This is a genomic window from secondary endosymbiont of Ctenarytaina eucalypti (assembly GCF_000287335.1).
In the GTDB taxonomy this organism is placed as follows: domain Bacteria; phylum Pseudomonadota; class Gammaproteobacteria; order Enterobacterales; family Enterobacteriaceae.
In genome coordinates, this window is record NC_018419.1 from 608,628 (window position 1) to 634,620 (window position 25,993).

The 25,993-nt window shown below is 43.4% G+C and carries 13 protein-coding genes; 8 read left to right on the forward strand and 5 right to left on the reverse strand.

Annotation, left to right across the window (positions count from 1 at the left end; all coding sequences use genetic code 11):
- The first annotated feature begins 2,338 nt into the window (after positions 1–2,338).
- The 4 genes from A359_RS01720 (at position 2,339) to coaD (ending at position 6,209) form a co-directional block, all read left to right on the forward strand.
- On the forward strand, positions 2,339–3,466 hold the full coding sequence (locus tag A359_RS01720) for a glycosyltransferase family 4 protein (RefSeq protein WP_014888114.1): 1,128 nt from the start codon (positions 2,339–2,341) through the stop codon (positions 3,464–3,466).
- A 191-nt stretch (positions 3,467–3,657) separates the two neighbouring features.
- Complete coding sequence (gene waaA / locus A359_RS01725; RefSeq protein WP_044104495.1) at positions 3,658–4,926, forward strand: lipid IV(A) 3-deoxy-D-manno-octulosonic acid transferase; 1,269 nt, start codon at positions 3,658–3,660, stop codon at positions 4,924–4,926.
- On the forward strand, positions 4,927–5,718 hold the full coding sequence (locus A359_RS01730) for a glycosyltransferase family 2 protein (protein WP_014888116.1): 792 nt from the start codon (positions 4,927–4,929) through the stop codon (positions 5,716–5,718). It abuts the gene before it with no gap.
- The gene (coaD, locus tag A359_RS01735) at positions 5,715–6,209 is read left to right on the forward strand and encodes a pantetheine-phosphate adenylyltransferase (RefSeq protein WP_014888117.1); all 495 of its coding nucleotides are present in this window, start codon (positions 5,715–5,717) and stop codon (positions 6,207–6,209) included. The genes A359_RS01730 and coaD overlap by 4 nt, the downstream gene beginning before the upstream one ends.
- A 323-nt stretch (positions 6,210–6,532) precedes the next feature.
- On the opposite strand, the gene rpmG is transcribed toward coaD, so the two are convergent.
- Both rpmG and rpmB read right to left on the reverse strand, forming a co-directional pair.
- Complete coding sequence (gene rpmG / locus A359_RS01740) at positions 6,533–6,700, reverse strand: 50S ribosomal protein L33 (protein WP_014888118.1); 168 nt, start codon at positions 6,698–6,700, stop codon at positions 6,533–6,535.
- An 18-nt stretch (positions 6,701–6,718) separates the two neighbouring features.
- Positions 6,719–6,955, reverse strand: a complete 237-nt coding sequence (gene rpmB, locus A359_RS01745) for a 50S ribosomal protein L28 (RefSeq protein WP_014888119.1) — start codon at positions 6,953–6,955, stop codon at positions 6,719–6,721.
- A 2,561-nt stretch (positions 6,956–9,516) separates the two neighbouring features.
- Here rpmB and rpiA point away from each other — a divergent pair.
- Positions 9,517–10,203 carry a ribose-5-phosphate isomerase RpiA gene (gene rpiA, locus A359_RS01750; RefSeq protein ID WP_014888120.1) on the forward strand — a complete coding sequence of 229 codons (687 nt, stop codon included), beginning with the start codon at positions 9,517–9,519 and terminating at the stop codon, positions 10,201–10,203.
- A 2,628-nt stretch (positions 10,204–12,831) separates the two neighbouring features.
- Here rpiA and fabA read toward each other — a convergent pair.
- Both fabA and A359_RS01765 read right to left on the reverse strand, forming a co-directional pair.
- Positions 12,832–13,350, reverse strand: coding sequence for a bifunctional 3-hydroxydecanoyl-ACP dehydratase/trans-2-decenoyl-ACP isomerase (gene fabA, locus A359_RS01760; protein ID WP_014888122.1), 519 nt, complete (start codon positions 13,348–13,350; stop codon positions 12,832–12,834).
- A gap of 65 nt (positions 13,351–13,415) precedes the next feature.
- Positions 13,416–15,167, reverse strand: a complete 1,752-nt coding sequence (locus tag A359_RS01765) for an AAA family ATPase (protein WP_014888123.1) — start codon at positions 15,165–15,167, stop codon at positions 13,416–13,418.
- Between the two features lie 2,525 nt (positions 15,168–17,692).
- Here A359_RS01765 and serS point away from each other — a divergent pair.
- On the forward strand, positions 17,693–19,048 hold the full coding sequence (gene serS, locus A359_RS01770) for a serine--tRNA ligase (RefSeq protein ID WP_014888125.1): 1,356 nt from the start codon (positions 17,693–17,695) through the stop codon (positions 19,046–19,048).
- 1,851 nt (positions 19,049–20,899) lie between these two features.
- Here serS and A359_RS01775 read toward each other — a convergent pair.
- Positions 20,900–21,472 carry a Sua5/YciO/YrdC/YwlC family protein gene (locus A359_RS01775; RefSeq protein WP_014888126.1) on the reverse strand — a complete coding sequence of 191 codons (573 nt, stop codon included), beginning with the start codon at positions 21,470–21,472 and terminating at the stop codon, positions 20,900–20,902.
- 1,495 nt (positions 21,473–22,967) lie between these two features.
- Here A359_RS01775 and A359_RS01780 point away from each other — a divergent pair.
- Positions 22,968–23,204: a hypothetical protein gene (locus tag A359_RS01780; protein ID WP_014888127.1), complete on the forward strand. Its 237-nt coding sequence runs from the start codon at positions 22,968–22,970 to the stop codon at positions 23,202–23,204.
- Between the two features lie 232 nt (positions 23,205–23,436).
- Positions 23,437–25,368 carry an exoribonuclease II gene (locus A359_RS01785; protein WP_014888128.1) on the forward strand — a complete coding sequence of 644 codons (1,932 nt, stop codon included), beginning with the start codon at positions 23,437–23,439 and terminating at the stop codon, positions 25,366–25,368.
- Positions 25,369–25,993 lie beyond the last annotated feature (625 nt).

Below are 25,993 nucleotides of genomic sequence, written 5' to 3' on the forward strand. Positions count from 1 at the left end.
CACAACACATGTGCCAAGTAATGCGGTATTCTGAAAATATGATGCTATGCGTTAACTATTCCTTCATCAAAAAAACCTTCCTTTGAACAACGCAGCCTATTACGTTTCGCTTCGAATACTGTGCATATCGCCAAGGCGCTGATTTTGAAACTAGGTCTTGCTATTCACTGAGAGATTTATAGTACTTAGTTGACGCGATTTTTAAACTTAAGGAGGCGCAGCTAAAATTTCAGAAGTATACTTTCGCTCACTAAGGGAGAAAGGACTGTTGATATGAGAATAAACATCTCAATACTAGGGAACGTTACTCATTGAGTGATATATAGGAATCAGACTGACAGTTTTTAATGAAGGTACATAGAAGGTCCGGCGGCGTGGTAATAGACAAAAAAGAGCAGGATGTACTGCACATCTGGGAATGCACATCGCAATACAAGCAATTATTTGTTCCGCATTGATCACAAAGCTAGCAGCACTAATGTACAGGCTTGTTCAGGTTTCATGCAGTACAACCCCGTATCATTCGGGAATCATAATTTGACAGCACTGGCGATAGATATTACTGTCATCCTTATGTATTTTAAAATAAAACACTCCCGCGTATTTCATCTCGGTAGGTTGGGAGTATTGACTAGGTCATGCTATCCGCATTATCATGCGATTAATAATCAGCCTCTGAGCGACAAGTCATGATGCCTAGAACAGCTAGTAGCTTATTACAGAGACGCACTAGATAAAACTACTGCACTCCCACCAAATCACAAAAAATCTGCGCCTTCATCATGAACCTAGATAACTATGATGAGCACGTAAATAAGGCATTAGCATTAATCAAAATGATAAAAAAATACGATATTAGGCTTTCCTAGACACGGCCTGAAGCGCATACTCAACTCTCTTTTGATGAGTCACTCATCAAAAATATTCTTCTTGTTTCAAAAAACACATTACTGAATACGGCACCGTTTGTTGCAAGATTAATCATGATTGAGTAAAAATCTGATTGAGTTTCTTTCTAGAAAAATATAGCGCTGCTGTTGTTTCAAGTATGGCTTAGAAATATAGCCTGGAATTCCTGATATCATGAGAGCCATCACGCCCAATTCTCCCTCGCTTCATTGCTAACGAGTAAAAAATCTTTACACTTATTACAGTATCTTATTAGAAATCCTAGTGCATCATCACTCAATCGTCAGAGATGACGCCGTGATTCATAATCGACGCTCGTAGAGCAAGAAGCGGGCCATACACTAACTTTTTATATTAAAGACAAGATGTCAATCCCAGTACATTGTTTTAATAAACTCCAGTCTTAAGTCCTCGATCTTCTATGGGAAAACATAGCCCTCGACGTCAGTTAGAATAGCAATGCTCATTAGCAAGAACCTGATGTGAGCTTAGATTCTTATCTAATGACTATTTCCCCTGCAATGCAATAGATGCCCTTGATTATCACCTCAGGCAGCAGTGTGGTATTAGGCATCAGCGCGTACTATAGCCAAGAAGGATGCTTGTCTCGCGCCCTTGACACATAAAACAGTTTAGTCGTTACCGCTAAACGCAGCTAACGACATACCTGGAAAAAAGATTAGCATGCTGTAATCATCTTAACATTGCGATTATCTACTGTAAATGTACCATTTGATCAAGACTAGGGTAGCACGTTATTGCGCGACAAGAGGGTAACAGGCTAGTATACAAAACCTATTAATTAGACACCCTCTCTGGTTATATAAAAACTAGGGATAGGCTCATATCGCAGCTGATTAAGAGAGTAGCAATCAGAAGATTGCAGGAGCTGATGATTCCTACACCGCATAAAAAAGAATAGGCGCTGGTGAGAATGTCTTTTTTTCCGGTGTAAGACTTTTCGATATGGCCGGGTAGCGCCGGTTGCTGCAACTGGCGAGACTCATAAACACTCTGCGCTTTTTCATCAATTTTGATTTTACACTAAGGCATCTCATTGCTATAAAAACACATACATGTCGCTTTGACGCCCTCACTAACATTTTAGTCTAGGGCTCCCTAGAATAAAAAGCGTACTGTATTGTGCTATGAGTTAGTCATTATATCCCACCATCCAATCGGGTGAGATTTATGTCAAAATCTGTCAGTGCCATCTGAGTGCGATAGCGTTTGAGTCACTTTTATTTACAGAATCGAAAGGCTCTTTATGCCTGCCTAGGCCCAGTCCGATGACTAAATAGAGATGCTATTCCATAAAAAAGCACCCCCTCAAGAAAGCGCTATCAATACATAGCACTCTACTGAAAAGGGCATATCCTTCACCAAGGAACCACCATCAGCAGATCGTCGGTGGCAAGAGAAATCTGACATGAAAACCATACGCCTTGCGATAGTACGGCAAAAATACCGTCCTGACGGTGGCGCGGAGCGCTTTATCTCCCGCGCGCTGGAAGCGCTTGATCCAAAAGTACTGGCGCTGCACATCATCACGCGCCAGTGGCCAGGCACATCATGGCCTGCCTGTCATCTGCATATATGCAACCCGCGAGGTAACAGCCGTATCGCCCGTGAACGGGGGTTTTCCGATGCTGCCAGGCGGTACTGGCAGCAGCATCATTTTGATCTAGTACAAAGCCATGAGCGCATCTCCGGATGTGATGTGTTTCGTGCTGGAGATGGGGCCCACCGGGCATGGCTAGAACATCGCGAGCGGATCGTCCCCATCCATAAGCGCTGGTTGACTCACATTAGCCCCTATCACCGATCTGTCCTGTCTGCGGAGCGCGAAATGTTTTATTCTTCGCAACTCAAGAAAATTATTTGTAACTCGACTATGGTACGAGACGACATCATGTGCTATTACGGCGTAAAGGAGCATAAATGCGCCTTGATTTACAATGCCATCGATCCAACGCAGTTCGCTCCCGGAAACGGTGCACAGCGTCAGGTGGCTCGTGAAGCCTTATCGATTCCCGAAAAGGCACGGGCCCTAATTTTCGTCGGATCAGGTTTTGCTCGCAAAGGATTACGTCAGGCTCTCTGCGCAATTGTTAAGACCGATCTCTACCTGATTGTCGTCGGACAAGACAAACACCAGTGGCGCTATCAAGCTCTGGCGAAAAGCTTGGGTTGCCTATCGCACGTGCGTTTCATTGGCGTCTGTCAGGACGTAATACCCTATTACCACGCCGCTGATGCGCTAATCTTGCCAACGCTGTACGACCCGTTTCCCAATGCGATTCTTGAAGCCATGTCCTGCGGCCTACCGGTTATTACCAGCCACCACTGCGGCGGTGCAGAATTTATCAAGCAAGGCCGGGAGGGCTTCATATGCGATGCGCTAGATATCCATAGTCTCAGGACGTTTGTTGCAGAAATTCCGCGCTGGGAACAGGATCTTGCTATGAGCGTAGCCGCGCGCCAACGCGTCAGCAGATGCACGCCGGAGAATCTTTCACGTCAGCTGATGGGCCTGTATCGGCAACTGCTATCATAGACTTACCGTAGGTATATGGTGACTCCCGCACCACGATCAACGTTATCGCTCATCAAATAAACCCTCCCTTGCTAATAGCGGCGGGATGCTGACTGCTCTGCTAGCATGCTCCTAATGTTAAAAAATAAATATTTTTTGGTGAAACACTCACTCAGCACATGGGTCGCTGTGCCTTACAATAGTTAATTATAATGTTCTACAACATCATCATATATTTAATCCAGCCACTCGTATGGATACTGTTATTATGGCGCAGTAGAAAAGCGCCGGCCTACCGCCGCCGCTGGTCAGAACGTTACGGATTTTGCCAGGGAAAAGTGCAACCCGGAGGGATCATGTTGCATTCGGTCTCGGTGGGAGAGACGCTGGCAGCCATACCACTTGTGCGTGCCTTACGGCACCGCTATCCGCCCTTGCCTATTACCGTCACAACGATGACACCTACTGGCTCCGAACGAGTACGGTGGGCATTTGGCAATGACGTCCATCACGTCTACCTGCCCTATGATCTACCTGGAGCGATGAGCCGTTTCCTGGATCGGGTTAACCCTAAGCTAGTTATTATTATGGAAACTGAGCTCTGGCCAAACTTGATCAAGGCACTACACCGCCGCGGAATTCCGCTAGTAGTTGCTAACGCTAGACTCTCGGCCCACTCCGCCGCCAGCTATAAAAGGTTTAGTGGCTTTGTGTCCGATATCATGCGCCGTATTACCCTTATCGCAGCACAAAACGAGGAGGATGATGCGCGCTTTCTTGAGCTCGGGCTGACAAAGAATCAACTTGAGATCACTGGCAGCTTAAAATTCGATATTTCAGTAACTCCTGAGTTGGCGATGCAAGCCTGCGCCCTTCGCCGCCAGTGGGCAGAATGTCGACCAGTCTGGATCGCATCCAGCACACATGAAGGAGAGGAGACGCTGTTATTGCAAGCTCATCGCCAACTACTAACACGCTTTCCTGATCTGTTGCTTATCTTAGTTCCGCGCCACCCGGAGCGTTTTCGAGTCGCACGGGAGATGACAATGAAGGCAAGGTTCAATTATATCATGCGCAGTAGCGGCGAAGTGCCATCCAGAAGTACTCAGGTAGTGGTGGGTGATACCATGGGCGAGCTGATGCTACTCTATGGCATCGCCGACCTGGCATTTGTCGGCGGAAGCCTGGTGGCGCGGGGAGGCCATAATCCCCTGGAAGCTGCGGCGCACGCTATCCCGGTGCTGATGGGGCCGCATACTTTAAATTTCCGTAATATTTGTAGCAAACTGCATGAGGCCGGCGGGTTGATTACCGTGACTGACGTTCCATCGCTGGTCCGATCCGTCTCCGCTCTATTGAGCAATGAGCATTATCGGCTATATTATGGTCGTCATGCTGTTCATGTTCTCTACCAGAATCAGGGCGCACTAGAGCGCCTACTGAATCTACTTGAACCCTATCTACCGAAACGGAGTCTGTGAATGTCGCAAAGAAAGCGTCTGTCTGTGGTGATCATTACCCGTAACGAAGCCGAAGTGTTGACGGATTGTCTCGAATCGGTGAGCTGGGCCGATGAAATCGTGGTGCTTGATGCGGGAAGTACTGATGCAACACGCTACATCGCCGCTCAGGCAGGCGGGCGCGTCTTCCAGACTACAACGACGGCTGCAGACTGGCCCAACTTCGGGATACAGCGACGTCTAGCGCAGTCATATGCCAGCAGTGAGTATATCCTTATGCTTGACGCGGATGAGCGTGTTACACTGCCGCTGCGCCTGGCAATCCAGGCGGTGCTCCTGCATCCTGACCCTGAGGTGGTCTACAATTGTGCACGGTGTAATCTTTTTCTCGGACGCTTTATGCACCACGGCGGGTGGTATCCAGACCGGGTTGTCCGGCTGTATCCGCGCAAGCGCTATCAGTACAATGCTTTACCTGTTCATGAATCGCTCGAGACAAACAGCGCTAGTATCGTCACGCTAGCCGGTGATTTACAACATCTGACATGCCGAGATTTACCAGATTTTCAGCGAAAACAGTTACTCTATGCCGAAACGTGGGCAAGAGAGCGTTATCGACAGGGACGTAAATGTAGCATCTTAGCAATTATTACCCATACCTACGGTGCTTTCCTCAAAACATGGCTCCTAAAAACCGGTTTTTTAGACGGAAAACATGGCTGGTTACTTGCAATGGTAAACGCACAATATACTTTCAATAAATACACCACTCTGTGGGCCTTAAACAAGGCCATGAGGGGACCGGACCTATGACCACCAAAGCCATCTATCCCGGGACGTTTGATCCACTCACTAATGGCCATTTAGATTTAGTAACCCGCGCTGCAAAGATGTTTGATTGGGTGTTGCTAGCAATAGCTGCAAGTCCCAGTAAACAGCCACTGTTTGATTTGGATGAACGTATAGGACTGGCAACCCAAGTGACTTCTCACTTGCCCAATGTAACTGTAATGGGCTTTAGCAATCTAACAGCTAATTTTGCTCACCAGCAGAAGGTGAGCATCCTGATCCGTGGCGTGCGTGCGGTAACGGATGTCGAACATGAGATTCAGCTAGCCAAAATGAATTGCCATTTAACGCCGACACTGGAAACCGTATTGATGATCCCCTCCTCAGCCTGGTCTTGTATTTCTTCTACTCTCGTCAAGGAGGTGGGTTTATACGGTGGCGATGTAGATCACTTTCTGCCCGAAATTATTGCGAAAGCAGTCAGAGCAAGGATCCAGGCCCTGAAAATCGGCTAAGAAGTGCTTCCCAAAAGAAAGACAGTGATTGACGATCATAAGTCTTGTTAATGTAAAAAAACAGCCTATTATCAATCGGTTATGGATTGAGAGCTATCTTGCTTTTTACCACGCAGTTATAATATTCAGTGAACTAGAACCGATTGGAGGTATAATCTTTTTGGCTATTCAGGGCTGCAATGTATCGAATACTAGCGTGCAGTGTCACTAATTGCCGGCCTCTGATACTTTTTGTTCACTCGCAAGCTTCTGGCATCAGCAGTATCCGCCAAAAGACTTATACAAAGACTGCCTAGAACTTCTCTGCTGTAGAGTCGCCAAAATTATTTGATTTTAGCTTCTTTGTATATCACGTGCTTCCGTAAGCACGGATCAAATTTTTTTAATTCCATCTTATCAGGTTGAGTCCGCTTGTTCTTAGTGGTCGTATAAAAATGACCAGTACCAGCAGAAGACACTAGCTTAATTTTTTCGCGAACACTCTTAGCCATGATTTATCTCCTTCGTCTTTAATACCTCCCCCCAAAAACACGAGGATCAGTTAAAACCGCTTCAATACCTTTCTTATCGATTACTCTCATTCCTTTAGCAGATACGCGCAGCGTGACAAAACGCTTTTCGTTCTCAACCCAAAAACGGTGAGAATGTAAATTCGGCAAAAAACGGCGCTTTGTCGCATTCATTGCGTGGGAGCGGTTGTTGCCACTTATTGGTCGCTTGCCAGTAACTTGACATACTCGGGACATATTACTTCTCCAAAATTTACATTGGCTTTCACTGATCAAAGGATCAGTAAACAATTTTTTTGGATTTATACCCTACCTCAGGATATCCTTACAGGATAGAATCCTAGCATAAGAGAAATCTTTTAAGATCGAGGCTCAAAACGAAACCATAAAATCTCAAAGTAAACATTATACACTTTGATGAGCTAATACTCAAGTACCTAACAGTTAGGGATCACAGAGAATCACGTAGACAAATCTTATAAATAACCTTTTATGGTTAACGAAACCGTGTTTCTGGTGCAATACACCTGCGTAATATCTTCTGATCTTAATCAAGAACCCTCTTAATGATCAATAAAATACCTTACCTCACCTTCTTTACTTGACTTAAAATACTTTTTATTAGCATCAAGCTTTAAGTCGTACATCAATTGTGTTGATCTAATCTGCTCTACTATAATTAAGCATCGATTATATCAACACTGAGGGTTATCAATCCTGGTTGTAGTGCAGCCAAGCAAGTTAGAGACACTAAGCATTCGCTATTAAAGGCTCAACTCTAGATCTGTAAACTATCATTAAAGATGCTTCAGCTCTATGTGCACTGTCACTAGCCTTAACCACATATACACACACTACTGCAGATATAGCAATGCATGGTGCGTCATACAAGGGACCTGCACATAACTATTTGGTATTATCTTTAAGATAATTCTGATGTATTGCAAAATTAAGATAAGGCCATTCGAAGATAGCTTCGCTCTTCACTCTAAAATCGTTATCTATTTTTCAGCAGCTGAAATATAGTCTTATATTCAGCATAAAAATAATCCTCGATAACGGTTGTTCACGTATCATGACATCAGAAACTAAGCTTTAGTTCATATTTTTATACAAGGGAGGGGTCTATGTTTACGAAAATAATTTATATCATTAAGCAAGTGCATTATAGCTTTCCATATTGCTCATGCATAGCCTGCTTATGAGATTTTTTTAGATCCCATTATACATTCATAAACATAAGAATTACTGATACTTATTCCTTTCGCAACAACTCTTCTGTGATGGGCATGAGGCGGCCTCCACCCGAAGAAAACAAAAAATTCTGAAACACCTTTATTGAGCATATCCTTAGATCATTTACTTGACTCGGATACAACTTCTACTATTGTAATCTCGCAATAATTGCAGACTCAGCAGTTGTTATAACACCACAGCATACCAGTCACCTCAATTCCTAGCGCAGTAATAAAAAACATACACCTCAAATAACGGCATTAATCTCTGTACCTAGTCAAGAGTACACCGGTGCACGCGTCAGATCTTTAATCCAAAATCTTCTATCCACTCCGAAAGCTATGATTGCATCGGTTATTGAGCAGTAGGGGATCGACTAGCATATTTCAAGGCATCGTTACTGTTATGCAGAGCATGATGTTGAACCTCGTCGGCTGAAGGGGCAGTGTCTCATAGTCTAGACAAGCTCATGTTGTCGCGCCTCTTTCTGGTATAATCCCGTTCTCTACCTCAATAGAGAACTATATTTATATTGTGTGGTGAGAACTATCAACCGATAATGCGAAATTTTTCGATGTTGTCTGCATGTAGTCGCATCCAGGCACTCTGCATTAAAGGTACTAGTGCGCAAGCAAGCAGTACAGATCATCGTATCTATCGTGCTATCAATTGCTGTCTCGCTACAGCATAGTATGCATTTTTAGATCACCTACTAACGGCTTTTTTTGCTTCTTCGTTAAACAAAACCGTCAGGTCGCTGCGATGCAGCACAACGTGGGTAATTTCCACCTCATTTTAATCTTTTGATGCTGATACACACTCTTTTCTCGCCTTCTGCGAAAAGTATAGTCGGTTTCATCTTAGCACCAGCTTCATAAGTTTACCAATCAAGTCAATGCGTTTCTTTCAGAAGTTGAGTGATAGGAGATCACTACCCTCTGTACTATCAGAGACGTAGTAGTGGTCTATCTGATTTAAAAAGTGCTCCACTAATCTGTCAAAGACATCTTTTCTGTTTCTAGGCAGCTATAAATGCCTCAATCATTTATAGCACTAGATCACCGCGGTACTTGGGGGTCTGTCTGTAAATGGCATAGCTAGTAACTTAAAACTTTTTGCCATAGAAGCATTAGTTGCAACACATGTAGTGAAATGAATAAATCGTTACTTATAATGTTTGCTTCTTCAAAAAATCTTCTCGATCGTCTCAAGCTTGCCTGCTATTTATCGCTATCCAGGATACCTACCCGATAAGGGGCTTATTAAAGACATAAGTCTTTACTGTTAGTTCCATAAGGGAATTTAACTTCATCGCGTACATTTATGAAATGAAATCTTATAAGAAGATAAACATTCCTGCGATGATCGACACTGTTTACTAAAACTATATAAAAGAGTTGCATGATACTTTAAAATTTAAAAAAACTTCTTAACGGCTGAACACGGCTAAAGCTTGTTTCCTAACCGTTCTTATCCAAGATTGTCGCAATATTTACGCCATTATGGTCAAGTTTGATTTATACTAATGCCAGAACGAGATTGAATACGGGCAGAGCTAGACCATGAAGCAAGATGAATTAAAAAAAGCAGTGGGCTGGGCGGCGCTGCAATATGTCCAGCCTGGCACGATTGTCGGGGTAGGAACCGGCTCTACCACGGCACATTTCATCGAAGCGCTGGGATCAGTTAGGCATAAAATCCAGGGGGCGGTTTCCAGCTCTGAGGCGTCTTCTGCTAAACTGAAACGCCTAGGCATTCGGATATTCGACCTTAATGATGTCCACTCCCTTGCTATTTATGTGGATGGCGCTGATGAGATTAATCATAGCATACAGATGATAAAAGGCGGGTCCGCAGCCCTGACCCGCGAAAAAATTATCGCCGCCGTCGCGCATCAGTTCATCTGTATCGCTGACGGCAGTAAGCTCGTGGATATACTTGGTACCTTTCCGGTGCCAATCGAGGTAATCCCCATGGCACGCGCCTGGGTCGCGTGCCAATTGACGCTCCTAGGTGGACAGGCCCGGTACCGCCAGGGCGTGGTAACGGACAATGGTAATATTATTTTGGATGTGCACAATCTTTCAATCCTGGATCCGGTAGCGCTGGAAGAGAAAATCAATAACATCGCAGGGGTTGTTACCGTAGGGTTATTTGCGCGCCGAGGCGCTGACCTAGCGATTATTAGCAGCGAACGAGGCCTTACAGTCCTTCGGGGAGCCGAGTCTCGACATAGGGCACCTAGCTAGCCGCTGTAGCTAATATTTTTTGAATATACGCATTGTACTCTGTCGGTTTAGAGTACTTATTATTCTCTGCCACGTTACATTATATACTGAAACGTTATGAAAAAAAGAAAAAATCCTAAAACAGAAATAGTTATTTTATACATGGATGATTAGACAGCATCATTTCTCATCAGTCAATATCGCTTATGCAAAAAAAATGCAAATTGTATTCCAATATGAAGCGAGGGGAATCTTGGCGAGTTTCACACATCATGGACCTATGTCCCCTCCTCCTAGAGTACACATTAGCACCTAAGTAGAACCTAGAGAGGTGCCTAGGAAAGCAGGTTGGTTGTTACTAGAGGTGTAATTACCGGCTATGTTCCGGTACAAGAGACTTTTAAGGGTTTATCTGAGCCCTGGGTGCCTATGTGCCATAGGCACATATCAAGTCATAGAAATGCTTCAAGTACCTACTAGAGTTGATACTAAAAAATATATCGTGCAACGTACTCATTATGCAAAAATATATACGGACAAAAAATAATTATAGATAACGGTGTTCTGCTCATGACTCTATCAAGCAATAATCTCAACCTCTTAATTATTAATCAAAAGATTGTTATGGTCTACAAAAAAACTTCTCAGTCTTCTTAGAGATATTCAATATAGTCTTCTGGATGATTACTACTGAATGATTAATAGCGATCCGTTAAAATTATAATACATGCTTTCATAACAGCCAGATAGCAAATGAGTTTACCACCCTAAACTTAGCTGAAATGATTAAATAACAAGCAGGCTGTTAAGGTAGCTCGGTTACAGCCTGCGTACTCGCAAGTAAGACTCAAGACAGATACTACAGAATAAGCATGACAACATCAGAGTAGTATTTGCTCAACTTACTCTTTCTAATACATTAAGCTATGTCCGTACATTGATTACATTCTCTGATAGGTGCAACTAGCATGTAGAGGAGAGATCGAGGTTTTAATTTTATCGGTGGATGATAACCTCACTCGTGACGTTATCTAAATACACTCGTCTTTTTTATTGACCACTACTACCCGGTCGCTTTAGTCGGTGCCATGGTGTTAAAAACTTCACGCTTCTATGCTATAGCTTGCTTCCGCATAACTGGCATTCTTTGATTAGTACAGTGCCGTGCTGATATTACATTGTAATACCAGCATCTTGCGTTCCTTGTTTCTTTTATATTCTATAATAAAGAGTTTGTCGTGGAGACATGACTCGCGCATACTTGCTCGTTGCAAAATCGTAGAGCCACTCTAGCCTCTTCTTGTATTGCTTGGTGGCGCTGTAGTCGTTATGGATTTTTATCCTCTAACTTAGAGGCGAAGAGGCACCGTCCCTCACGCTTAAGTGATGTATTATGTATTAGGTGCGCAAGGAACGAGCCTTGCCTGTCTTCCTTAAAATTTAGCAGCAACATACAGTGATTTTCTACAGGCAAGATTAAGGGCAGGAAAAGGAAGATGCTGTAGTATGGGTATTCACACATACCTACACCCGATAGACAGTCTAATTATTAAGGGATATAAATGGCTATTAAAGATGTCTATTGCATCGAGATGCTCATGTTGATAGAGTTTTGATTCTCTCATTGCGATGAGACCATGACTCTATAAAATGCATGGAAATATTTGGTCAGGATCCGCTGTACTCAGTAAAATTCTTTCAACACGCGGCCACTATGGCAAAGAAAAAATTTACAATCAGCAAAAATAAATAATCTACTTAAAACACACCCCTGAAGCAGCGCGGTGCTTTTGCAGCATCAATGGTTTACTCACCCATCTTGCAGCATGGACAGAGCGCGCTTTTCTTAGATAACGTGTCCGGCCGTTTTTTCTGCTGAAATATACCGATTCCTACGATTACTATCGTAGCAATAATAAACATAAGTGTATAGTATCTCGAAAAGAGCTTTACAGAGTTGCATGGTTTCAATGTTTACAACGATGTACCTAATACTACAATACCAAGAGTATATTTTGGCTTACTATACTGCAAAAAGAGCATGAATATTATTTATTAATAACTTTAATACGCCGTGCACCCACTCATGACGTTATGGATAACACTGCACTAAAAAATGTTGGCAAAGAAAAAGAACATCACAGCAGTATGCTGTGAACACATGAAGAGCAGGGCTGAGTCTCTATCTGGCACTAAATAGCAAGACACATGAATGAACGCGGCATTGATTTATCGCATAGTAAACCCGCTGGACAATCAGGAAAGTAATTAATACGGGCGCCTATTCTCAGCGTAACTGTAGATAATGAGAGTCTGAAGAAGACAATCGCGTTTTTTATCCTCTACTCTACTTAGAGTATATAGTATTGTCGGTTTATATTCTAATCGTCACTAAGTAGTAGATTTTTAATCCGGCCCCTTTTAATTTTTAAAAGCATCCAGAAGGTTTGCAAGAACCTCTTAATGAATATTTTCATATCAATCAGTTCAGATAACATCTGACTGATTTTTCGTCTGGAGACATAGAGAAACGGCAAGTAGCTCTCTACTCCTTTCAAAAATGAAAGACCACCGTCTGATGTGAAAGTTTTTTGTAGCAAGAATCGGCACGCCTTAGCAGAAATTACACTTATGCCGAGACATGCCACATTAGAAGATAGTGGCATCTTTAAACAGACCGACCTTCAAATCACTGGCAATATAAATGATCCTTCCATCGCATAGGACTTCTCCATCAGCCATGCCCATTAACAGTTTTCGATTAATGATGCGACGAAAATGGATTCGATAGGTGACTTGTTTCGCACTTGGTAAAATCTGCCCGGTAAATTTTACCTCACCTACCCCAAGCGCGCGACCTCTTCCTTCACCGGACAGCCATCCTAAATAGAAACCCACCAACTGCCACATAGCATCCAGACCCAAACAGCCGGGCATTACCGGATCTCCGATAAAATGGCAGCCGAAGAACCACATATCCGGGTGAATATCTAGCTCTGCTTCCACGAAACCTTTATGGTACTTACCCCCATCTTCGTTCATTTTAACTACCCGATCCATCATCAGCATATTCGGTGCCGGCAATTTTGGCCCCTCTTTTCCGAACAGTTCGCCGCGGCTAGACGCCAAAAGATCTTCTTTAGTATAGAATGAGCGTTTATTTACCATATTTCTCTAAACCTTAAATATTGATTCCCAATCATTACCCGACATATAGGGCACTAACAATACTCTTAGCGATCCTTGAGCCAGTTTAAACAGCGGAGACCCCAAGGAAAACGTTGCCCTTCATGCAGATTAATATTGGCTATACGCTTGCGTATCGCCGCGAGCAGGCTAGGATGCTTTTCGTGGTTAAATGGCATGGAAATCAAGATTTCTAATGCCTCATCAATAGTTCGAACTGCCCAAAGAGAAAAGTCTCCTGTACGCACTGCCTCGATGACATCGTCATTGAGGCAAAGATGGCGCACATTGGCACTAGGAAGAATCACTCCTTGTTTCCCGGTCAGCTCGCGTGCCTGGCAAAGGGAAAAGAAGCCTTCTATTTTCTCGTTGATGCCGCCGATGGCCTGTACGTGGCCAAATTGATCCACGGATCCAGTAACAGCCATTTGCTGATTAATAGGTTGATCCGCTAAGGCACTAATCAGTGCTACCCCTGCCGCTAGCGCGGCGCTATCACCGTCTACTTCGCCATAAGACTGCTCAAAAACCAGCGAAGCTGAAAAAGGGAACTGTTGCTTAAGATCCAGCGCTGAAATTAAAAATGCCTGCATGATTAGCATGCTTTTAGCATGAAGATTTCCGCCTAATTCTACTTTGCGCTCAATGTCGTTAATTTCTCCATCACCCCCATGCACAACACAGCTAATACGCAAAGGCGCGCCGAATGCTAGAGGGTGACCCGGACAATCGAGCACAGACAGCGCATTGACTTGGCCGACGACCTGTCCCTCCGTTGCCACTACGATCTGCCCTTCGGTAATCTCATATTGCATACGCTCGATGAGATAACTCTCGCGCCACATCCGGTTACGCTTACTCTCGGTAAAAGCCGAGCCGGTTAACTCCTGCTGCGAGCTATGCAACGCAGCTTCTTTTAGCCGGCGAATGATCCACTGCGGACACAGCGGTAGCTGGCACTTATCTCCACTGAAGCGAACTGACTGTCGAACTAGCGCTGGCCATGCATCAGCGCTTAGTAGCGGTAAGCCCTGGCGCTGCGCAAGCGTGTTTACCCAAGTGCACCATTGGGTCATCTTTTGCGCGTCTGAAGTACGTAATTCGGACTCAAATTCCCCATACAACGCCAAACACATCAGCTCGGGCTCCACATTGTTTAAGGCAGCTAACCCTTCACGATCACCGACTACGATAAGCCGTAAGTTCAGCGGCATCGATGGTACGGATACCGGCAATGGACGGCGTTCATCCGCAGGATGCCAATCAAAGCGCTGCTGTAAGATCATCCGTTTGAGCCGCAGCCAGAGAAATGGTTGGCTGATTATCGTGCGTGCACCGACGATAAGAACACCGCCGTTGACGCGATGTACTAGACCTGGATGAAGATTGATGGTGTCGTGATAATAGCTAAGCGTGCCAAACAGCCGCTCATACTCAACCCAGGCCTCCCAGACGCAGGTGGAGCGAGCAGCAAAATTATCGTCTACATTAATTGCAGGCTGTTCACTGACATTCATACCGCTTACGATATAGCGGCTACCGACTGGCTGATCTGACTCTGGCAAAATCTGCTTAACCGTCTCAGAAATGAGCTGAAGATATTCTTCTTCCTCTTGTGCCATCAGCACCATAAAACGGTTCGGCGAGTGTGCATAGCAAAACCGTGTCAACCCGTCCGTGAGACGGGCTTGAATCGTCTCTAACGGAGAAGTCAGAGGCGAGAAGGGTTTTTCAAATACCTCCTTGAAACTGGCCAGATCGGGCAGTAAATGTTTCCATGCTAATTTTTTGTTAGTCACAATGATAAATAACGTCGCTGTTCAGGGAACCGCTGATTATACAAGAATAGATATTGCTTCGCCTCGACCTACATAACTACCTTGCAGGGGAAATTTGTACTATAGTTGAACTAAACACTTCTTTAGTGATTGCATTAACATTACGATAACTAGATGAGTAATAACCGCATATTTTCTTGATCATTTCACGCATGACTCAGAGTGAATGAGAAGGGGTTAACAACCATGCATCATTTTTGTTGAAAAATGCATTATATACTTTTGGCTCAAAGAGCCGAAAGATCTTTTCAATATATAATAAAATATGATGTCTTATCATGGCATCACACTATACTGCGATGCATGTTTCATGGCGATGCCACTTATCTCGAGTAAGCTATTTTTATAAGGTCTTAGTGCATAACATGAAAGTAGAGAGCGCCATTTTTTACTAAACAAATAGTATAAAATATTCTGATTCAATAAAGAAAAGACTCGCATCATTCAGTCTTGTTAGAAAACAACAGACCCGAGATGAGCGTAACTGCCATTAAAGATGCGTAGTAAAATAACAGTCTAATGCTTGGTTATTTAACAAACCCTACCTATATCACACAGTTATCTTATTCTTCTACTGATAACACCTCAGAAGCCTACGAGAAAAACCTTATGGTGTTTGATTTTTAAAAAATCAATGATTTTACGAGATAAATACAATTCATGTCATGACCTGTATTAGAATTCTATCTCTCCATCTGATGAGTGTATTCTTTCGGACGATACGTGATGCACTTGACAGTGAATAATTCAGGATCCGTCAGTAATCACGCAAACTACATCATAAGGCTCGGCTAGTATCAGGAACATATTAAGAAAGCAGTCATCTCTTGTCTCTTACAACATCGTCTCTAGCGAGCCATAAGAATATTTACGCACCCATGCATTCATTATCTTTCACAATCATTATATTCGACTCATGTTGGAAATGTAACGTAGGAGAGAGCAGTAGTTCCTATGTATTAGCTATCTCTACGTCTTCACCAGAGCTGGGAGGTGATAACTCGCACCCTCAAGACAGCTCTGCGCTGTCTGACCGACTCGGTTCAATTGCTGATAGAACGATGAAAATATTTTTTTGAACAAAGCGAAATTTAAGTGATTATTAATGCAGCTAATTACATGTGTATTAAAAATTTCAAAAAATAGCATCTATGGAAAAGTTAAGTTTTCTAATGTTCATTAGAACGACTGATAGCAAAGCACGTAAGAAGCGCAGTTCCCTGACAGAATATTAGAGATGCATCAACTATTTCTGCATAGATAGAAAAAAGTGCTCTAGGGCATAGCGATAAGATCCGGGACGATATCAGATAGATCAACGTTCACTATGCTAATGATGCAATAGGTGCTCAGCCTTTCGTGAATGCATAAGAAGAATTTTTTGACGCATATGTAAACATACGGTACTATTTTGAAGATAAGACGAGTTTTCTTTTCTGAACAAGAGAGTAAAGAAAAGTTATACACGCAGACACATGTCGACATGTAGTGCAGTGACCTATCTAGTCACTGTGATAACTCCGGCCTTACATTTTTTGGTGAATACACATAAAGAAACTAATCAAAAAACATAGAGATAGGAAAGTCATAGACATCAGATACATCTGGAAATAGACATCGGTACTAGATAAAATTTTATTTATGCTATTTGCTCCCATAGCAGTTCTATAAAAATACCAAATTGATCTGATGTCATGAAACAACCCCTATAACGTGCGAAAATCCTCGCCTAATAATGCTAACCAGACACATGACTTTTTATGTGATGTACTGTTGAGGAAAAATCAAGTTGGTTATGTGCCCACTAGCTGGATATGGCATAGTCGCCAGCTCCATCCGATTGGCCTAGCTAATTAGTTGCAATCAGCATCTGAGTGGCAGTTATGATACTCGGGGGGGAAACTCGTGCGCTTTCACCGCAACTCACTATCTAACAAGATTGTCTGCTGTCTTATAATAATTCCTGGCAGTTCACTGAATCTATGTGACTATGATGCACCGAGCAGCTCAGAGAGGGTAAGGATCACGATACGTAATTGGGTTGCGATGTTAGGCATACCGAACACCTTCGCATCTTGTACAGCATCTCTTCTAGCAGTATGCTTTCACCTAATCTAGTGGATTTCATCAATTCATGCTTACATCACATATCTTTCTTATAACATCTTTTCCAAAATAAACGATGATATATGACAAGATGATTCAATCGAATATTATAAGCTACCACTAGCGTCAAATCTTAATCACCATCACGGTTACTATATGGTTAGCTGGCGAAAGATAGAACAAATGAGGAAACAATGCTAACACGCATGCCTAACTTGGCTAACTGAGTTGACATGACAAAACAAAAAACTACCGATAAATTCAAAGTTAACGTAAGGTTAGCACTGACTAATTTGACGCGCGGCCCTCGATATAGAGGGCCGCGGCCATAGCCTGACAGCGTTCATGTACATTAGATAACCATAAAGCACAGGACTAATATGCTCGATCCTAATCTACTGCGTAACGAGCTCAACGCAGTCGCCGAAAAATTAGCTCGCAGGAACTTTAGACTAGATGTAACGACCTTACACCAGCAGGAAAGGTGCCGAAAAGCACTCCAGGTAAAAACCGAAAATCTACAGGCTGAACGCAAGAGTCGCTCCAAGGCAATTGGCATCGTGAAATCGTACGGGCAAAATATTGACTTGCTTCGCAAGCAGGGCAATCAGCTAAGTGAACGTTTAAGCGCCACCAAGACTGAACTAAACATCCTTCAGGGAACAATCCGCAACTACATGCTATTGCTGCCCAATATTCCCGCCGACGAGGTTCCCGACGGCTTAAATGAAAATGACAATCGAGAAGTCTCTCGCTGGGGCGAGCCCCGCCAATACAGCTTTCCCATTCTCGACCACATAGAGTTAGGAAACATAGCTAACGGTCTTGATTTTTCTGCAGCGATGAAGCTAACCGGTGCGCGCTTTGTCGTAATGCGTGGCCAAATTGCTCGCCTTCACCGCGCGCTAACTCAGTTTATGTTAGATCTACATACTGAAAAGCACGGCTATCTGGAGCATAATCTGCCCTGTCTGGTGAATCGGGCCTCACTATATAACACTGGTCAATTACCAAAATTTACCGAGGATCTTTTTTATACGTATCCTCTTAGAAAAGATGTAAACACTCGAGGCTATGTGCTGATCCCAAGTGCGGAAGTACCACTGATAAACTTGATACGCGACGAGATCTTGGAGGAAGACGCACTGCCGCTTAAAATAACCGCTCATACGCCGTGTTTTCGCTCTGAAGCTGGCTCGTACGGGCGTGATACTCGCGGTCTCATTCGCTTGCACCAGTTCGAAAAAGTAGAGCTGGTGCAGGTGGTCATCCCTGGGGAGTCGATGCAAGCACTAGAGGAGATGACAGGTCATGCCGAAAAGGTGCTACGGTTGCTGCAACTGCCGTACCGAAAAGTGCTTCTATGTACTGGTGAGATGGGATTCTCATCCTGTAAAACCTACGACTTAGAAGTCTGGCTGCCCGCGCAGAATACTTACCGTGAAATTTCTTCTTGCTCGAACGTCGGAGACTTCCAGGCGCGACGCATGAGGGCACGTTACCGTAGCCAACAGGATAAAAAACTACAGCTGGTGCATACACTAAACGGCTCTGGTCTAGCAGTTGGTCGTACGTTGGTAGCGGTACTAGAAAATTATCAGTTGGCTGATGGTCGTATTAAAATACCCACAGCACTACAGCCGTATATGAACGGTCTGACCCATATCGACCACAATTATGACAAGCGCAAGGCGCCAATGAAGAGGTCTTGTTTTACGCAGAAGTATGCATGCTAAGTGTGTTTCGCAAAAAAATACAGCGGCTTATATTCGTTAATGCAATCCAAGCATACTACGAACCACATAGTGGTCTACTGTATAATTAAAGAAGAATATAATTCTATTCAAGGCAAGAGGCTATTAGCAGGAGACGGAAGCACCTATTTTTTATTCAAAAGATATTATCTCTTTCATAATATCATAAAAGGTTTTTCTCGTAGGCTTCTGAGGTATTATCAGTGCTCGAGCAAACCCTGTTCCAGGTACTGCATCATCTTTCACCATATTTTTACCATAGTTTTGGCAATCAACAAGGGCAGGCCTTGTGCGACAAACTTTTCAACCATCTTTCGACGTTTTTCTACAGTGATGCCCTATACTCTTACTAATCATCGGCAGGCTTACAGTGCAAGAATCATTAAAAAAATGGCTACAAACTATGTCTGAAGATAAAAAATCACGCCCTTAGGATGCTATTCGCAATCAGCAATGACCTAAACATAACTTATTGAGAATTATTGTAGTTCATGAACCACGGAGTAACCAGCCCCTAACCCCGATTAGGGTACCCCAGCTCCGTTCGGTCTCTAACTTTTCTTGCGTACATGCATAATATTAGGAAGCAACCTATATATAGGCTGGTATCAGCTTCGGCGCGTGTTGAGTGATGATAAGACTGATTAAATAAATGAATGTTACGCATTAGGATCAGTGTACTAATGAGTCTCTTCAGCGTAATATTATGAACTTACACCTCAAAAAAATCACGACATATATAAAATGACAAGCGTTGTCTATTACACATACATAGCAGAACCGAACAATTCTGCATTATTCAATAAAGTCAATTCTACGTTTCACCGCACAATCCATTTTTTGAATCGATAGCGTGAATGCTTTTATTAAAACATCACGTTGAAACATCACGCACTATTTCGCGCTTTTTAGTCATGCAAAAAAGACAAGTAAAGAATAATAGGCAGGAGTGATCAAAAGCAACTTTAGCGAGCATGAAGTCGAACGTGTTGAGATATACAACATCATTAGCAAACTTTCTACAATTGACATTCTTTCATTGGGCTCTTATAGTCACACCAATAAAACATGGAAAGAAATATCTATCAGTCTTTATGCTACAAATAGAAAACATTGAATAGCTCAAAAAGGTAACATATCAATTCGTCTAAAGGTTCGTTAGATTTCGTCTAACTCACACACCCTGCACCAAGTACATAATCGGCTCAGCGCCACTAAGAGCGCGCTGTTGTATGAAACTGTTTTCACGTCTTTACAAGACAAATACTCAAGAAGAATCATAATTTGCGTAAAGAAAAAAGACCACCTGCTAATAGCAGGCAAGAGATAACGGACGAGATCAGGATGAACCTAAACACTTGCATATTTTAATATGTCAAAAGAATATAAACAGAAAAAGTATGTGATAATGCACAGGTTATAATTTAGCTTCATTCTTGATTCGTTACGATGTTGTTGTCCTGTCTCAGACATGAAAATAAGGATGCATAGTTATATATTAACTAATCATTGTATTATTTTTCCCTTTTTTTAAAAAAATATACATAGTTTGATGTGAGCCTGAAAGTGCAGGGTATGTGAGCTACAATGTACGGTAGCCGTCAAAGATTATTTTCTATTAATAGCTGTTTTCGAAAAAAACAAATAAGCCTGCTATGCCATAAAGCAAGCTTAGTAAGCCATGCTCTACTTTTTGGCAATATAGCCTTTTCTTATCCTGGATAACGTTATGATTTAGCGTTGGAGAGCGCTCGCATCAATAAATCGATAACATCAGCATTCTTTAATGAATCTTAATACCCGATTCAGAATAAGCAATGATTACAAGTATATTCAACCCTGACGAATCAAGTCGCCGCTCAGTGCATCGCGAATTTCAGAAGGATTATCACGCCCTTCTACGACTTCGTTGAAGACTGGGAAAGCGACTCCTAATTGGTCATGCACTTCGGCAGTGGTGCGCGCTGGAGGCATGCCGGTCAGATTGGCGCTGGTAGACACCAATGGCTTACCGAATGCCAGGCAAAGACGGCGGACAGGTTCAAATGCACTATTACGTACCGCTAGTGATGCGTATTGACCCGTCAACCAGTACGGGGCTGTAGGATGTGCTGGCATCACCCAAGTGACAGGGCCGGGCCAACGCGAAAAGATGCGCTCCCGTACAGTATTATCTAATGCGCTTTCGTCAATATAATCCGTGAGCTGGGCATAATGACCCGCAACTAAAATCAACCCTTTTTGCCAAGATCTCCGTTTTAGCTTGAGCAGCGCCTGAACCGCAATTTCGCTGTCCGGATCGCAACCCAGCCCGAATACGGCTTCTGTCGGATAAGCGATAACCCGCTGCTTGCGCAGCACGGTCAATAAACTTTTTATATCAAGTAAGGTAGATGTATGCTGCATGATATTGTTTCTATACCTACCTGTGCTGGCTTTTAGCAAAACAAAACTGCTTTAACGCTACGGGCGGTATTTCTTCATCAAGAGATGGACATGGGCGTATGATGAGGTCCCTCACGCGAACTGATTATTGTGGCGTGACTGCAGTCCCGATATTGTGTATTTTTTTCAGTTTTAAGAATCTCTTCTTGCACAGCTTGATATTATTTTCCTTTTTTAATAATGAAGTTAATAAAATTTGATATAAAAATTATTAGATAATAGGTGATAAATACTAGATCTGTACGCTGTACTAAAAAACGCTTTAGCCCCATATCCGCCATTAAAACATTTAACAAGATAGACTGGGATACTGTTCTGTCAACGGTACTACATTGTTCTAAATAATGAGAAAGATGCTGTACAGAGATCTAGGCATTACCTGCATATCTTTTTGATACATGCCAAAACTGCAACCCACGTATATCAAAGATAGACTCATGCCAATTCCTACAGTGATGCTTTTCTCCGACGCAGACGGGGTGTTGATTAAAATAATGCATGGAGAGCAGGAATACTTAACATGACTATAAACGTTATGAAAGACTACGAGAGATGCCTGAACATTTCATTATGCGGTTAAGTACTTTGGCACAACAAAATCAACGTCGCTATCGCTGCTTGCCTTTGAAGCTACACATTATACTCATATAAACGCAGATGATTATACGAAAGCGTTTTCAAGGGGAGTGACTTCCCGTTTCGAGCAAGTCAGCCGCCAGCCATACCCTACTGTCTTGCCCCAGGGATCAAGACTACCGCTCAAAATTTAATGTTGAGTCCTGTCTTTATTCTTATGGTAATAAGCTATAGAAGGTTGCGGACCTCTTCCAAGAGCGGATCAGTGGCCTCATCATCTCCATCAATACAGGAAGATCATAAAGTAACGTGTATCATACATGCTATCAGTTAACACTGCCCTACTTCTTGAGAAGAAGACCGAACTATTTTAGCCCAGCAAAAAAGCAAAGTATAGCGTAAGTGACATCTTACATTAAAAATACCGTAGATAATACCATCTATTTCCATTTATCTGGCGCCAGTAAGACTGATGTACTGGCGTCTGCCAGATGTGTCAAACAAACTCCACGACCCGGTCAGTAAAATGCCTCTTGATCCCGCGGCTTACGATGCACATTACTGTTATCATGCTCTATTAAGGAAGGAAATTAAGCTACTTATTCTGTTGCATTAAAACGTCTAAGTACGAATTATCCTTATTCTGTAGTGTAACTACACACAAGATTATAGGAATAATCAGATTCAAAACTGGTAGCGTGCAGTGTATAGCGTGATTGCTGTAGCGTACAATCATGAGGTTAGACTAGATGAGAAAACCGCATCCGCGAAACATATAGCGTGTTTCTAGAAAAAATTTAACATAGAACAGAATAATTCTCTTTTATTTCATAAAGTCTCACGTGGCTGAAAACAAAGATCTCATTAGGCGTAATAATCCATGGAACAGCCAGGATACGTTCACCGCACCACGCTGGCTGAAAACGGCTATGTTCTGGTTCAACACACTGCTGAGTGGCCATTGCTAGCTCTACGTGAGTATGAGATACAAGCAGCCATGGCGATAGTAATAGTTAAAAATACACTTAACCGAACAATGCTTTTAGAAATGCCGTACATTGTAGGCTTTAGGTTATACCAGCTTTGCTGGCTACTAAATCCTCCTATACTCTATTAAGTTCAATAAAGCCTGAATATTGCAAAATTGGTTTCTAAAAAAATATTATCGCACTAAGTTAAGGTAAGCGAACAAGCTGGTTCTGCTCATAAATGAGATTATTTTTGGTGAAAGCAAGCTAAAGAATGCGTTTCCCCTACTTCACATAACCACTAGACTTGCCGCCAAAGAACGAATCGCGTAAAACTATCTACTGCAACTTAACACACTCTCATCCACTTTTTTGGGCATTATGTTTCAAAACAATCCGCTGCTTGCACAGCTAAAAAAGCAACTACATTCTCAGAAACCACGAGTTGAAGGAGTGGTAAAAGGCACAGAAAAAGGATTTGGCTTCCTAGAAGTCGATCCGCAGACAAGTTATTTTATTCCACCCTCTTTTATGAAAAAAGTGATGCACGGTGATAAAATCACCGCTGTAATACGAACTCAGAAAGACCGGGAGATTGCGGAGCCAGAAGAACTTATCGAACCATTTTTGACACGGTTTGTGGGGCGTCTTTATATTAAAGACGATTATATGACCGTCTCACCAGATCACCCGCTGATTGAAGTAATTTTAACGCGGCCGCAGCACGGCATTGGCCACACTTTCAAAACCGGCGATTGGGCAGTTGCAGAACTACGTCACCACCCACTGAAAGGCGATTACCAGTTTTACGCGGAAATCACCGCACTAGTCGCTACTGCAGAGGACCATTTTGCACCCTGGTGGGTTACGCTCGCCCGTTATAATCTTGCGCGCGCTGCACCGGAAATGCCTGAAGGGCTTGCCATAGAGAAAAGTGGTCTCGCCCGAGACGACCTGACTATGCTAGATTTTATCACCATCGATAGCGCCGCTAGCGAAGACATGGACGACGCCATTTATCTAACCAGAACCTCTAACGGTAACTGGGTCATGACAGTTGCCATCGCTGATCCCACCGCGTGGGTGCCGGCCGGCAGTCTGCTGGATCGTATCGCCCGCGAACGCGCTTTCACTACTTACCTTCCAGGGCTCAATATCCCCATGCTGCCTCGTGAGCTATCCGACGATCTTTGCTCTCTGCGTGCCCATGAACGGCGGGCGGCGTTGGTGTGCCGTGTTACAGTACAGCAGGATGGAAGCCTATGCGATGATGCGTATTTTTTTACTGCTTGGGTAGAATCTAAAGCCAAACTGGCCTATGACCATGTCTCGGACTGGCTAGAAAATACCGGCACATGGCATCCGAACCGTGAGGCTATAAGGGATCAGCTACGCTTGCTATACGAAGTTTGCCAGGCCCGCAGTGCCTGGCGTCAGCATCACGCCCTAGTGTTCAGGGATCGTCCAGATTATCGCTTTTTAATTGACGAAAAAGGGAATGTAGACGATATCGTCATCGAGCCACGCCGCATCGCTAACCGCATGATAGAAGAGGCAATGATCACCGCAAACATCTGTGCCGCGCGCATATTACGTGACAGATTAGGCTACGGCCTCTACAATGTTCATCATGGTTTTAATCCACTACTAGTAGATCGGGCAGTGGCACTTCTTCGCGCTCATCACATTCATGTCGAAGCAAGTGAACTTTTGACGCTGGAGGGGTTTTGTGCACTGCGTCGTCGGCTGGATGCCCTACCTACTACTTACCTGAATAGCCGTATTCGCCGTTTTCAAACCTTTGCTGGAATCAGCACGGCACCTGGAACGCACTTTGGGCTAGGACTAGATGCCTATGCAACCTGGACGTCACCTATTCGTAAATACGGCGATATGCTTAATCACCGCCTTCTAAAATCATTAATTGGTGTCGGAGAAGCTGAGCGGCCAGGCGAAGACGATACGCTTCTACTCGCCGAACGCCGCCGAAAAAATCGCATGGCGGAGCGAGATGTAGGAGATTGGCTCTACGCCCGCTTCCTGCAGCCGAAAGCAGGAAGCGGGCGCCGATTTTCGGCGGAGATAGTCGATATCCTGCGGGGCGGCATGCGAGTACGTCTGTTAGATAACGGCGCGGGGGCTTTTATTCCCTCACACTTTATTCATAACGTACGTGATGAACTTGTCTTCCGCCAAGACACTGGCACTATACAGGTAAAAGGGCGAGAACGCTACCGTCAGGGCGACACCCTTGACGTCACCCTCACCGAGGTAAAAATGGAAAATCGCTCGGTCATTGCCCGCCCGGCATAAACTGAATCATTATTCTTTACGCGTAAGGATCCATGTTGTGGATGCTCCTCTGGTTTCTCTTATGCGCGTTATTGAAAAATACAGTAGCACTTCCTTCGAAGTTTCATGCAATACCAGCATCCAGAATCATTTGTTGCAATATCAGCGATAGTTGATTTATCTCTCTTTGAACCCCTGAATAATGACAATAGAACTGGATTTTTTTTAAACACCGCTTACAGCTGTAGCATTGGTCAACGAATATCAAGTCATTTTTACATTGCAATTCCTTGAAATTACATCAAGGACGGCAAATAACTGCAATCGCTTCTAGAGCCTATTCTTAAAATCATAGAGCATAATCAACGAATTGGAAGCAGGGTCAAAAACCTCTCTGCTATCCTGAGTCAAAGACGGATATACCGAGTACAATGTAGGCATGCTGTTATTGATTTTATCCAGGATGCTTGGTGTGCTCTAGTAAGCCAGCATAAGCTAGATGATACCCAGAATCACGCTTTCTTTCTCGAAGTAGAAAGGTTGTATTATTATCTGCTGTAGAATATCGGCGTCCCACCCCGCTCAAACTTGCATGATTCGCTATTACATCATAAGCGCTGTATGTTATTATGCAGGTAATATAATC

Coding starts and splice junctions, on each gene's coding strand:
- A359_RS01720 (WP_014888114.1), top strand. CDS start 2,339: ATGAAAACCATACGCCTTGCGATAGTACGGCAAAAATACCGTCCTGAC.
- waaA (WP_044104495.1), top strand. CDS start 3,658: ATGTTCTACAACATCATCATATATTTAATCCAGCCACTCGTATGGATA.
- A359_RS01730 (WP_014888116.1), top strand. CDS start 4,927: ATGTCGCAAAGAAAGCGTCTGTCTGTGGTGATCATTACCCGTAACGAA.
- coaD (WP_014888117.1), top strand. CDS start 5,715: ATGACCACCAAAGCCATCTATCCCGGGACGTTTGATCCACTCACTAAT.
- rpmG (WP_014888118.1), bottom strand. CDS start 6,700: ATGGCTAAGAGTGTTCGCGAAAAAATTAAGCTAGTGTCTTCTGCTGGT.
- rpmB (WP_014888119.1), bottom strand. CDS start 6,955: ATGTCCCGAGTATGTCAAGTTACTGGCAAGCGACCAATAAGTGGCAAC.
- rpiA (WP_014888120.1), top strand. CDS start 9,517: ATGAAGCAAGATGAATTAAAAAAAGCAGTGGGCTGGGCGGCGCTGCAA.
- fabA (WP_014888122.1), bottom strand. CDS start 13,350: ATGGTAAATAAACGCTCATTCTATACTAAAGAAGATCTTTTGGCGTCT.
- serS (WP_014888125.1), top strand. CDS start 17,693: ATGCTCGATCCTAATCTACTGCGTAACGAGCTCAACGCAGTCGCCGAA.
- A359_RS01775 (WP_014888126.1), bottom strand. CDS start 21,472: ATGCAGCATACATCTACCTTACTTGATATAAAAAGTTTATTGACCGTG.
- A359_RS01780 (WP_014888127.1), top strand. CDS start 22,968: ATGGAACAGCCAGGATACGTTCACCGCACCACGCTGGCTGAAAACGGC.
- A359_RS01785 (WP_014888128.1), top strand. CDS start 23,437: ATGTTTCAAAACAATCCGCTGCTTGCACAGCTAAAAAAGCAACTACAT.